Below are 11,989 nucleotides of genomic sequence, written 5' to 3'. Positions count from 1 at the left end.
GGCACCGGTGCACTGTTCTGTGCCCGGCGGCGCGACATAGGTTCGGCACGCCGCGGGGCACGACCGGCACGGGGGACCGGTCGCGGCCCCGCGTTCCGGCTCAGGCCGCCAGCAGGACCGGGATCTCCTGCCAGCCGTGCGCGATGAACGACGGCACATGCCGCAGCTCACCGGCGTCCACGGCCAGGCGCAGATCCGGGAAGCGGGCGAACAGCGCGGGCAGCGCCGTGAGAGCCTCCAGCCGGGCCAGCGGGGCGCCGATGCAGCGGTGCACACCGATCCCGAACGCCAGATGGTCCTCGGCGTCCCGGGCCGCGTCGAAGACGGCCGCGTCGGGGCCGTAGTGCGCGGGGTCCAGACCCGCGCCCGCGTAGGTCGTGATGATCGCGTCACCGGCCGGGATCGTCACGTCCCCCACCTTCAGATCCTCGACCGCGAACCGCAGCGGCAGCGCCGCGATGGACGGATGGACCCGCAGTGTCTCGTCGACCACCGCGTCCCAGCTCACCGCCCCGGAACGCACCGCCGTCAGCTGCGCCGGACCGGTCAGCAGCGCGACCACCGCGTTGCCGATGAGATTGACGGTGGTCTCGAACCCGGCCCCGACCACCAGCAGCAGCGTGTGCAGCAGCTCCTCGTCCGAGAGCCGGTCGCCGTCCTCGTCGCGGACCCGGATCAGCTCCGTGGTGACGTCGTCACCGGGATGCGTCCGCCGGTGCCCGATCAGCGCGCCGAACACGGAGCCGATCCGCTCGTGCACGGACGCGGCGAACTCGGGGCTCGAGTCGGAGGTGTCCATGATGTCGGCGACGAGCCGTGCCGTGTCGGGCCGCAACTCCTCGGGTACGCCGAGCAGTTCGCAGATCATGCGCATCGGCAGCGGATGCGCCAGCCCGGCCCGCAGGTCGGCCACGCGGCCGGCGGCCCCGTCGGCCGCCAGCGCGTCCAGCAGCTCGGCGGTCAGGGCCGCCACGCGCGGCCGCAACGCCTCCGTGCGCCGGTGCGTGAAACTCGGCGCGACCAGCTTGCGCAACCGGGCGTGGTCGGCGCCGTAGGTGGAGAGCATGTTGACCACACCCACCCAGGTCGCCATCCAGCTCCAGGACGGATGCCGGTCCAGCTCCGGCCACAGCCGCCAGTGGCGGCGCGCGTCCTTGCTGACCCGGGGATCGAGGATCAGCTCCTTCAGACCGTCGTAACCGGTGGGCGCCCAGGCGGGTATGCCGCCGGGCAGTTCGACCGGTACGACGGGACCGAGGCCGCGCAGCCGGGCACTCTGCGCGACGATGTCCGAGCCGAAGGGATCGAGGGCGATGCGGTCGGTGACGGTCACGTCTGTTCCCCCTGGCCGGGCGGCCCTCTTGCGAGGCGGTCGCCCTCAGTACACGCCGTCATCGCCGGCCGGCACACCGCGCGGGCTCACCGGGGGCAGGAATCCGGCCGCCTGTGGGCCTCAACCGGTGGGCGAGACTGGCAGGTTGTAGACGTGCGCGGGAGAGATGATCTTCGTGATGGCCTCGCCCAGCACGGTGCTCGGCTCCTGGGACCGGTAGTTGGTGTCGGTGTTGAGGAGCAGCACGAGCGTCGTCCGCGACCACGGCAGGTAGACGGTCAGCGACTCGTAGCCGGGCAGCGAGCCGTTGTGGCCGGTCCAGCCCTGCACGTCGAAGATGCCGAGGCCGTATCCGGCGCCCTTGATCGAGCTGGTCGACGGCGTGATCAGCCGCTGCTTCTGGGCGGCGGTGCTGACCATCCGCGTTCCGTCCGGGAACTCGCCCGTGGCGACCGTACGCGCCCAGGTGTGCAGATCACCGAGCGTCGAGATCATCGCGCCGGCCGCCCAGCCCCACGACGGATTCCAGTCGGCCGAGTCGGCCTCCTTGCCGTTCGCCGTCTGCAGGGTGTAGCCCTGCGCGTGCGGGGCGGGGAACTCGTTCCCGGTCGGGAAGAGCGTGTGCTTCATGCCGGCCGGGTCGAGGATGTGCTGCGTGATGTAGTTCCCGAGGTGCTGCCCGCTCTCCTTCTCCACCACCAGACCGAGCAGGATGAGGTTGGTGTTGCTGTAGAAGAACTTCTGCCCCGGCTGGAACATCACCGGGTGTTTGAAGGAGTAGGCGAGCAACTGCTGGGGTGTGAAGGGCCGTTGCGGGTCGGAGGTGAGCGCCTTGAAGAAGCCCGCGTCCTCGGAGTAGTTGAACAGCCCGCTGCGCATCTCGGCGAGCTGACGCAACGTGATCTTGTTCCCGTTGGGCACGCCGTCGATGTACTTGCCGATCGGGTCGTCCAGACCGACCTTCTTCTGGTCCACCAGCTGCAGCAACGCGGTCACGGTGAACGTCTTGGTCTCGCTGCCGATGCGCATGTACAGGTCCGGCGCCATCCTGCGGCCCGTGCTCTTGTCGGCGACCCCGAACGAGCGGACGTAGTCCGGCTGTCCCGGCGTCCAGACGCCGACGGTCACGCCGGGCAGGTTCGCTTCGCGCATCACCTTCCGTACGGCAGCGTCGAGTTGGCGTGCCACGCGGGGGGTGAGGTCGCGGACGGCCGGTCCGGAGGGCGTCGGGCTGGGCTGTTCGGCGGCGAGGGCGGCCGGCACGGAGACCGGTGAGGCCCAGACCGGCCCGGCGGCCAGGGGTGCCATCAGCGTCCCCACCGTGACGGCGACCGCGGCCCCCCTCAGTGGACGGCGGGTTTGCGACATGGTCTGACTCCAAGCGCGGGAGAGCCGAACGTGCGGTGAGCGGGACGTCGGAGCCCGGACCTTCCCAGCCTAGGAGCGCCCCTCCGGCCCCGCCCGTCGGGCGGACGGGCGCGGCGGCGTCGTGGGAGGGGTTGACCGGGTGTCGCCGCGGCACTGGGCGCGCTGCGGGCCGTTCGTCCTGGGGCCGGCACGCGGAGCTGGGCACACCGCCGGCCGTTCGTCCCGGGCCCCCGGTGTGCGGTTCATGCCGGAGTGTGACCGGCCCTTCACTGGTCGCACAGGGGCGAGAGGACGGCGAGGGTGCCGTTGGCCTGCCGGAGCGCGTCCTCGAGGGCGCCGGGTGAGTGGAGCGTGCCGGTGCCGTCGGGCGGCACGAGCCACTCCAGGAAGAGCGCGGGCCGGTACGGCGGCGGTACGGCCACCCAGGCCCCCTTGGTCGCGTACCGCAGACCTGCTCCCACCCAGCCCCCGGAGGGGTCCGGCGGCAGGAAGAACCCGACCCGGCCCGCCGCCGTGTCGACCAGCGTGGGTCCCGGCGCGGGCACCCCGGGCCGCCACAACAGGTCCAGGGTGAGCAGCCCCAGCTTGTCGGGGACGGTCAGCACGTCCCAGAAGCGGCCGGCCTCCAGCAGCGCGATGCCCTCGCCGTCATCCCACTCCCGTTTGCAGGAGCGCGGGTCCGCCGCAGCCGCGGCCAGCCACTCCACGCCCCGCATCCACATCGTGTTCGTCATGCACTGCTCCGGGTGTCCTCGCTCGCCCACGCTCGGCGCAGGGATCGGCCGTGGCCGGGCACATCGTGCGTCTGCACACCAACCCGGCATATGCATGCTCGTAGATATTTCTACGTGGCGGAAGGGGTGGCGAACCCTGGCGTTTGAGCCGGGACGTTCGAACTCCGACCATGGGTTCGCAGGTTGGGGGAGGAGGCGCGGCGATCAGGCGGCCGGCGGCTCGGGTGCCAGCACCAGCATCGTGACGTCGTCCCGGACCTTGTAGCGCCGCTGCAGGAGGTCCGCCCACAGGACCCCGGGCAACTCGGCGGGCGGTGTACGGGCCAGGGCGCCGAGGCGGGCGGGCAGCGGATAGAAGGCGTCGCCGGCGTCCCGTGCCTCCCATACCCCGTCCGAGGCCAGGAACAGCCGGTCGCCCGGCCCGAGCGTCACCGTGACCTCCTTCGGCGGGTCGACGCCGACCAGTCCGAGCCCCAGCGGCGGTCCCGGCACGACCGTCATCTCCAGGGCGTGCTCCTCGTGCAGCAGCACGGGCGCCGGATGACCGCAGGCCACCACCCGCACCACACGCCCGTCGGGGGAGAACTCCAGCAGCACCCCGGTCGCGAACAGCTCCGTGTGCCGCACGCCCGCCGAGTCCACCGCCAGCCTGCGGTCCATCCGCGCGGCGACCGACTCCAGGTCCGGCTGGTCCAGCACCGCCTCCCGGAAGGCGCCCAGCAGCGACACCACCGTGGCGACCGCCGAGAGTCCGTGCCCCTGTACGTCGCCCATCACCGCGCGCACCCCGTACGGTCCGTCCCGCACGTCGAAGAAGTCCCCGCCCACCAGCGTCCCGTCCTGCGCGGCCCGGTAGAAACCCGTGCACCCCACGCACCCGACCCGCTGTGGCAGCAGCGGCATCACGGCCCGCTGCACGGCCTCGCCGATCGCCCGCTCCGCGTTCAGCTGGGCGTCCCGGTGACTGCGCACGAACGACACGAACACGCTCAGCGCGGCCACGAACACGATGGTCAGCAGATCGGTGTTGCCGGGGCGGTCGAGGTGCGTGGCGGGCACGTTCAGCACCACGACCACCCCGAGGCCGAGGGCCCCGGTGGCCAGCGGGCCGTACGACAGGACGGCCAGCGGCGGGATGGCCCCCAGCAGGAAGCCGAGATCGCGCGCGTGGGGGGTGATCATCGTGGCCGTGCTGACGGCCACGAGCAGCAGCACGGGCAGCACCCGCACCCACCACGGCGGCGGCGCGCCCCGCAGCCAGCCGCGGCCCTCCAGGTCCCCACGCGACGATCCGCCGCGCACCCATCGCACATCCCCAAGCTACGCCGCCCTCCGCACCCGGGCCTCCTGCCTGGGACGGCACAGGGACGTCCGGCCCGCGACGCACCGGACCCACCGCACGGGACGGCACCGGGGCTCCTGCCCGCGACAGCAGTGGGGCCTCAGGTAGGGCGGTACCGGGGTTGCGCCCGGGACCGCAGCGAAGCCTCGTCCGGCACTCGGTCCCGCCCCGGACCGCGGCGGAACGTCACGCACGGCACGGCGCCGGGCGTGCCGAACGGGACGGCGGCAGAGGCCTCCTGCCTGGGACGGCACCGACATCGCCGCCGGGGACGGCACCTGGGCCGTCTCGCTCGGAGCGTGCGATCCGGGCCGGGCCGCGTCGTGGTCCGGGTCCGGGATCGCGCTGCCCGGGGCGGATCACCGGACGCCGGCGCCGGTGAGCCGACGGCGTCGATGAGCCGACGGCGCGTCGATATGCGGTGGACGCCCCGGGCGCGGGCCCCATAGCCTGTGCCGGCACGCCCCAGACGGATGGAAGGAGGCGAGCGTCATGGCCACTGTCATCCCGCGCTCCCACCTCCCCGTCACCCGGGTGTGCCCCGCCTGACCGGGAGCGCCTTCCCGCCGCACTGCGGCGCGCCGCATCCCGGAGGACCCCATGACCACCCCGGTCATCCGCACACTCGACGAGAGCACCGCGCATCTCTTCCATACTATGCCCGACCCGCTGGCGTTCCGGGACAAGCACCGGAGCACCCACTACCGCCCCGACTGGCAGCGCATCGCCGTGCGCGACGGCCGCACCGTGGCCCGCGCCGCCTGGTGGGGCCGCCCCGAGGACCCCGAGCCGCTCGTGATCAACTGGTTCGACGTGGCCGAGGGCGAGGAGGAGGCCGGAGCCGAACTCCTGCGCACGGCACCCTGGCGGACCGACGAACTCGAACTCGACCTGCCCGCCGGCTGGCGCGCCGACGCCCGGCAGCAGGCCGCCGCCGGCGTGCGCGCCGCTGCCGCCCGCGCGGCCGGCTACGCACCCCTGGTGGAGCGGCTCGTGTACCGCTGGACCCCGGACCGGGGCCTGCCCGAGCTGCCCGGCCGCCTGCTCTTCTCGGGAGAGCCGGACGACGCGGTGTTCTTCGGCCTGCTGCGCCGGATCCACTCCGTCACCCTCGACGCGCACGCCCGCCGGGCCCTCGAGGAGGGCGGACCGGACCGGGCGGCACAGCGGGAACTGGACGTCTTCCGCTGGTTTCCGTCCCCGCGCGCGTGGTGGCGGATCGCCCGCACGCCAGAGGGCGAGACGGTCGGCATCCACATCCCCGCGCGCAATCCGTCCGGGCCCTGCGTCGGTTTCATCGGCGTCGTGCCCGAGCAGCGGGGCCACGGCTACGCCTACGACCTGCTCGCCGAATGCACCCACTTCCTGGCCGCTCAGGGCGACGGGTTCATCGCCGCCGCCACCGACCGGACCAACCTCCCCATGGCCGCCCACTTCAGCACGGCCGGCTATCCCGTCGTACGGGAGCGCATCACCTTCTGGTCCCACGGCGTTGTCAGCACCCGGTGACATGCTGACGGAGGGGTGCTCGATACGGCACCCGCCGCCACGGCCCGCGCGGGAAGGCCCGACCGGAGCGGGGGCCCTGCGCGGGCAGGCGGCGGCGGGGGTCCGGGCTAGTCCCCTGGGGCTGTCAGGCAGGACTCCGCCGTGGCCAGGATCTCGGTGACGCGGAGACCGAACGCGGCGTCGCAGGCGTGCGGGCGGCCCGAGCGGGCGGCGCGCACCAGGGCGTCGGCGGCGCGGGTGAGCGCGGGGACCGCTCCCTCGGAACTCCCCGGCATCAGCGCCACGCCCGCCTCGCCCCGCAGCTCCACATCGGCCCCGGCCGCCGCCGGCGGCGCCGTCAGGCTCAGCGTGAGCGTGCTCGACGCGCCGGTGGCGTGGTCGAGGACCAGGTGCACGGTGTCCGCGGGACCGTGCGCCGCCGCCACGACCTGCCGTACGTCACCGAGGACCGGCAGCAGCACCGACAACGCGTGCGGGCCGACGTCCCACAGCGCGCCCTTCTCCCGCCGCCACGGCGAGGCCGCGAACGGGCTGTCGGAGGTGAACACGGCCCCCAGCCACTGCGCACGGGCCGTGAACCAGCCCGCCTCGGCCGCCTGTTCCTCGATCCAGGCCTCCGGCTCCTTCTGGAAGCGCGCGGTGAAGAACACCACCGACGCCACCCCGGCCCGTTCCGCCGCCTCCGCGACCGCCCGCCCCTCGGTGACCGACACCGCGAGCGGCTTGTCCAGCAGCAGATGACGGCCCGCCCGGGCCGCACGCACCGCCAACTCGCCCTGCACGGACGGCGGCAGGGCCACGGCCACCGCGTCCACGTCGGCCAGCAGCGCGTCCACGTCGGCGTACGCGGGGACGTCGTACCGCTCGGCCAGTGCCGTGACCGCTTCCGGCCGGCGGCCCCACACCCCGGCGAACTCCACGCCGGTGTGCCCGGCGAGGGCGGGGGCGTACGCCGCGCGGGCCCACGGGCCCGTTCCCAGCAGTCCGATACGCATGTGGCGTTCCCTTCTCCCAGCCGATCCCCGCACCCTCAAGATGCTGTGCTCCGGTCGCCCTCCGCACACCTGCGGTCCTGATCCCCGTCCTCGGCAAGCCACTTGGCGATCGTGGCGGAGATGGGCTGACCTGTGTCCATCTCGACGAACCCGAACTGGCCCGACTGGTTGCACTCCAGGAACCACCAGATCCCGTCCGCGTCCTCCGCGAAGTCGAATGCGCCGTAAGCCAGTTCCGCGCCCCTCATGTACCGCCGTACGCCCTCGGCGACGCGCGGCGGCACGTCCGCGGGCAGCCAGGGAGAGACCGACGGGGCGAAACGGACGTCCACGTCGTCCGGGTGGGCGTCCGGGTCGGTGGGCTTGCGCGCGGCCAGCAGCGTGTCGCCGACGACGGTGAGCCGGATGTCGGCCCGCTTGGCGACCCGCCGCTGCAGCAGTGTCGGACCGAAGGCCACCGCCGAGAAGTCGGTGTCCGGCGCGACCCGGCTGGTCGGCACCGCACGCGGCGGCTCCTGTGGATGCGCGCCGGACACCGGCTTGACCACCAGGTCCGGGAAGCGCTCGGCGAACTCCCGCGCCGCCTGCGGGAACGTCGTGATCAGCGTGGCGGGCACCGCCAGGCCGCTGTGCTGTGAGAGGCGCAGCTGCCAGGGCTTGTGACGGGCGCGGCGGGCCGCGTCCGGATGGTTCATCCAACGCGCGTCGGTGGAGCGCAGCATGCCGTACAGCGCCTGCGACGACTCCTCCGTCAGCCAGGCGGACGGCTGGGCGGCGCGGGCGGCGGCTTTCCCGGGTCTGCGTACCCAGATGGAGCGCAGGCCGTTCATGCTCACCAGGCGCCCGCCGGCGGACAGGTGTCCACGGCAGGCGCCCTGCACGTACTCGCCCGACAGCGCCACCCCGTTGGTGAGGTCGGCGGGGTCCAGCCGGACGACCGGCACGCCGGCCTCGCCCAGCCGCAGGACCACCATGTCGGCCGTCACATCTTCTTCACTGGTCAGGATGAGCACGGTCATCTTCCAGGGCCCGCGGTTCAGTCGTCGAAGTGGGTCTTGGAACCCGCCGTGGACGTCGTGGTCCCCACCGCCCTGAGGGTCGCGTGGTCGGTGGCGGCGATCCGCCCGTCCGGGAGGACGTTCAACTGCAGTCCGGAGTCGTACGCGTACGGAGTGGTGACGTCCAACTGCACAGCAGGGCGCGCGTAGTTGAGCGTGAACGGTTGCATGGTCTCTCCCTGATTCGGTTTTCACGTCCTTATACGAATCGAACGGGTGATTGGTTTCCTTACGCTGCGTAACCACAGGCCCGGGGGGCGCGCCGAAAGGGCCCGCATGGCTCATGACGCCGGCGGGACCCACGACGTTGCGGCCGACCGCCGCCGGGTTCGGGCGGACGCGGTGCCGGACGTGACGTCCGGTGCGGCACCTGCTGTGGGCGGAGGGTCTGCGGGAGGGGGGCGGCGACCGGGTCAGGCCGCTAGTGCGCTGCGGGCCACCGTCAGGGCCTGTTCGGCGTACCCGCGTCCGAACAGCACGGCATGGACCAGCAGGGGGAACAGCTGGTGCACGCCCACCCGCTCCCGCCGGCCGGCCGCGAGCGGCGCCGTCTCCTCGTACCCGGCGAGCACCAGGTCGAGATGCGGGCAGCCGAACAGCTGGAGCATCGCCAGGTCGGTCTCCCGGTGGCCGCCGTGCGCGGCCGGGTCGATGAGCCGGACCTCGCCGTCGGCGCCCCACAGCACGTTCCCGTTCCACAGGTCCCCGTGCAGCCGCGCGGGCGGTTCGGCGGGTCCGGCCAGCTCCGGCAGCCGCGCGCAGACCCGCTCGAACACGGCCGCTTCACCCGGGCGCAGCGTGCCGCGGTCGACCGCGTCGCGTACATACGGCAGCACGCGGTGCTCGGCGTACCAGCCGGGCCAGTCGGCGTCCGGCGTGTTGCGCATGGGGGCGAGGCCGATGAACGCGTCCTCGGGGCCGTCCGGCGGCGGCGCCCCGAAATCCGAAGCACCCGCGGCGTGTAGCGCGGCGAGGGCCTGGCCGAAACGCAGCGCCGCCGTCGGATCCGGCCGCCCGGTCGGCACCCGCTCCGTCACCATCCAGCGTTCGTCGTACCCGAGCACCGCCGGTACCCGGACCGCGTCCGCGGCGGCCAGCCAGCGCAGCCCCGCCACTTCGGCGCGTACGGCACCGGGAGCGTCGCCGCGCTTGACCATCACCGAAGTCCCGCCGTCCAGCGTGACCTCGGCAGGTGTCCCGGACTCCGCCCGCGCGCCGGTGACCGGGCGTCCGGTGAGCCGGGACGCCGCCCGCCGCGGATCCTCGTGATCCTCGTCCTGGTTGACCACGGCACCAGGGTACGACTCGCAACAAGGGCACGAAGGTGGGGACTTCAACCATTACTACGATGGTTTTCAGCCAAACCCCGGCGGTAACTACCCGTGCTGAATCCGTACCGCTAGCGTGAGGGCGCCGCGCTGCCACACCAGGGGCACAGGGCCCCGCAGGGACTAGCGCGCGGCGGAGGATTTCCCCTTTGACCACAGCATCCGTGCTGATGGCCGACGTCTTCGAAGTCCAGCCGTACACATCCCACTGCGAAGTCATCCTCGGCGAGGGCGCGCACGCCGTGATCGGCGTGTCGCCGGGCAACAGCTACTTCTCGGCCCGTCGCCTGCACGACCTGGCCCGCTGGGGACTGGATCACTTCGACAGGGTCGACTTCGTGTACACCGACCTGTACGTCGCCGAGATGTACGAGGCCTCCGGCTACCCGCCGGACGAGGCCCGGCGCAAGGCGGTGAAGAACCTGCGCGGGGTGCGCGCCAAGGTCCGTGACGCCGTGTCGGCGGCCGACCCGGAGGGTCTGCGACTGGACTGGCACCCGATGTCGGAATTCCGCACCAATCCCGCCTACCAGGACATCCACCGGCACCTCACGGCGCGCCTGGCCTCCGACGGGGCCTTCCGGGCCGTGTGCGACGCCCTGGTGAATCGTTTCCTCAGTGCCCGTGGCGAGGAGCCCACCGAGCGGCAGCGCGCCGTGTGCCTGGAGTACGTGTGCGCCGAGGCCCCGCTCTTCCTGGACACCCCCGCCATCCTCAGGGTGCCCTCCTCGCTCAACTGCTACCACCAACTCCTGCCGATGGCCGAGCTGTTGTATTCCCGCGGCGCCGGCCTGCGCGCCTCCCGCAACCAGGGCCACGCCATCGTCACCCCTACCGCCCTGGAAGGAGCCGTGGCATGACCACCGCCCCCGATACCCGCACCGACCACCCACCCCTGCTCGACTTCCCGTTCTCCTGGGACGGCACCCGGGTTCCCACCGAGGTCGAGGAGGTACGCGCCGCAACCCCCGTACGGCGCGTGCGGACCATCGCCGGTGACGAGGCCTGGCTGGTGTCGTCGTACGAGCTGTGCGCGCAGGTGCTGAAGGACGACCGGTTCTCCCTGAAGGACACCTCCGCCCCCGGGGTACCCCGGCAGTACGCCCTCACGATCCCGCCCGAGGTCGTGAACAACATGGGCAACATCACCGGAGCCGGGCTGCGCCGGGCGGTGCTGAAGGCGCTCAACCCGAAGTCACCGGGCCTGATGGAATGGCTGCGCGAGGAGGCGTACCGGCTGGTGGACCGGATGGCGGCCGACGGCCCGACGGCCGACCTGCGCGGCGCGTTCTGCGAGCCGTACTCGGCGGGCATGCACTGCCGTATCCTCGGCATCCCGCAGACCGAGGCCCCGGCCTTTCTGCGCAGCCTCGACATCGCGTTCATGAACTCCCCGTGCCCGATCACCGGTGCGAAGATCAACTGGAACCGGGACATCGCCCGGATGACGGCCCTGCTCGACGACCCGGCGACGCACGGCCTGATGGGCGAACTCGCCGCCCTGCGCGACGACCCCGACTACGCGCACCTCAGCGACGAGATGCTGGCCACCGTCGGTGTCACGATGTTCGGCGCGGGAACCATCTCCACCTCGGGCTTCCTTTCCATGGCCCTGGTGTACCTGCTCACCCATCCCATCGCCCGCGACCTCCTCCGGGACCGCCCGGACCTGATCGGCCCGGGCGTGGAGGAGCTGCTGCGGGTCAACCTCTCCATCGGCGACGCCCTGCCCCGCCTCGCCCTGGAGGACGTCCGGCTCGGCGATGCCGACATCCGCGCGGGCGAACTCGTCCTGGTGCTGGTGGAGGGGGCCAACCTCGACCCGGAGAAGTTCCCCGACCCGCACCGCTTCGACATCCACCGGGACAACACCGCCGACCACCTCTCCTTCGGCGGCGGCGCCCACTACTGCCCCGCCACCGCGCTCGGCCGCGCGCACGCCCGGATCGCCCTGGAGGTCCTCCTCGACCGGCTCCCGGACCTCGCGCTCGCCGTACCGCCGGGCCAACTGGTCTGGCGCACGGGCTTCATGAAGCGGATCCCCGAGCGGCTCCCGGTGACCTGGTAACCCGCGGCAGCCCGCCACCCGTACGGCGTCCCCGACCCGGCACTCCCGGCGGGGACGCCGAGGGGGCCGGCCGACGGCGGTGGCCTCCCGGCCGGTCCTCGAGGTCCCCCAGAGGGCGGAGGGTGACCCAAGGGGCGCCGGGGAGTTTGTCCGGTCGGCGGTCGGCGGTCGGCGGTCGGCGGTCGGCGGTCGGCGGTCGGCGGTCGGCGGTCGGCGGTCGGCGGTCGGCGGTCGGCGGTCGGCGGTCGGCGGTC

At 72.9% G+C, this 11,989-nt stretch carries 11 protein-coding genes; 3 read left to right on the top strand and 8 right to left on the bottom strand.

Features of this window, described 5'->3' with window-relative positions; all coding sequences use genetic code 11:
• Positions 1-100: 100 nt before the first annotated feature.
• The 4 genes from ACZ7GZ_RS33005 to ACZ7GZ_RS32990 all read right to left on the bottom strand — a co-directional run bounded on the left by ACZ7GZ_RS33005 (position 101) and on the right by ACZ7GZ_RS32990 (position 4,746).
• On the bottom strand, positions 101-1,333 hold the full coding sequence (locus ACZ7GZ_RS33005) for a cytochrome P450 family protein (RefSeq protein ID WP_471029853.1): 1,233 nt from the start codon (positions 1,331-1,333) through the stop codon (positions 101-103).
• Positions 1,334-1,453: 120 nt separating this feature from the next.
• Positions 1,454-2,701 (bottom strand): serine hydrolase domain-containing protein, encoded by a 1,248-nt coding sequence (locus ACZ7GZ_RS33000; protein ID WP_471029851.1) that lies wholly within the window; start codon positions 2,699-2,701, stop codon positions 1,454-1,456.
• Positions 2,702-2,967: 266 nt separating this feature from the next.
• Positions 2,968-3,435, bottom strand: coding sequence for a hypothetical protein (locus ACZ7GZ_RS32995; RefSeq protein ID WP_471029849.1), 468 nt, complete (start codon positions 3,433-3,435; stop codon positions 2,968-2,970).
• 204 nt (positions 3,436-3,639) lie between these two features.
• Positions 3,640-4,746, bottom strand: coding sequence for a PP2C family protein-serine/threonine phosphatase (locus ACZ7GZ_RS32990; protein ID WP_471029847.1), 1,107 nt, complete (start codon positions 4,744-4,746; stop codon positions 3,640-3,642).
• Positions 4,747-5,377: 631 nt separating this feature from the next.
• Here ACZ7GZ_RS32990 and ACZ7GZ_RS32985 point away from each other — a divergent pair.
• Complete coding sequence (locus ACZ7GZ_RS32985; protein WP_471029845.1) at positions 5,378-6,286, top strand: N-acetyltransferase; 909 nt, start codon at positions 5,378-5,380, stop codon at positions 6,284-6,286.
• A 107-nt stretch (positions 6,287-6,393) separates the two neighbouring features.
• Here ACZ7GZ_RS32985 and ACZ7GZ_RS32980 read toward each other — a convergent pair whose 3' ends face one another.
• The 4 genes from ACZ7GZ_RS32980 to ACZ7GZ_RS32965 form a co-directional block, all read right to left on the bottom strand.
• A complete protein-coding gene (locus tag ACZ7GZ_RS32980; protein WP_471029843.1) occupies positions 6,394-7,281 on the bottom strand; it encodes a Gfo/Idh/MocA family protein in 888 nt (295 codons plus the stop codon).
• 35 nt (positions 7,282-7,316) lie between these two features.
• On the bottom strand, positions 7,317-8,300 hold the full coding sequence (gene tgmB / locus ACZ7GZ_RS32975) for an ATP-grasp ribosomal peptide maturase (protein ID WP_471029841.1): 984 nt from the start codon (positions 8,298-8,300) through the stop codon (positions 7,317-7,319).
• 17 nt (positions 8,301-8,317) lie between these two features.
• On the bottom strand, positions 8,318-8,509 hold the full coding sequence (gene tgmA / locus ACZ7GZ_RS32970) for a putative ATP-grasp-modified RiPP (protein ID WP_471029839.1): 192 nt from the start codon (positions 8,507-8,509) through the stop codon (positions 8,318-8,320).
• A 243-nt stretch (positions 8,510-8,752) separates the two neighbouring features.
• Positions 8,753-9,628, bottom strand: a complete 876-nt coding sequence (locus ACZ7GZ_RS32965) for a fructosamine kinase family protein (protein WP_471029836.1) — start codon at positions 9,626-9,628, stop codon at positions 8,753-8,755.
• Positions 9,629-9,816: 188 nt separating this feature from the next.
• Here ACZ7GZ_RS32965 and ACZ7GZ_RS32960 point away from each other — a divergent pair, with 188 nt between their 5' ends.
• A complete protein-coding gene (locus ACZ7GZ_RS32960; RefSeq protein WP_471029835.1) occupies positions 9,817-10,527 on the top strand; it encodes a cyclodityrosine synthase in 711 nt (236 codons plus the stop codon).
• The gene (locus tag ACZ7GZ_RS32955) at positions 10,524-11,735 is read left to right on the top strand and encodes a cytochrome P450 (protein WP_471029834.1); all 1,212 of its coding nucleotides are present in this window, start codon (positions 10,524-10,526) and stop codon (positions 11,733-11,735) included. The genes ACZ7GZ_RS32960 and ACZ7GZ_RS32955 overlap by 4 nt, the downstream gene beginning before the upstream one ends.
• Positions 11,736-11,989 lie beyond the last annotated feature (254 nt).

Source organism: Streptomyces sp. NPDC037288, assembly GCF_055603265.1.
Note: the sequence above shows the minus strand (reverse complement) of the source record. Positions and strands in the feature narration are given on the sequence as shown.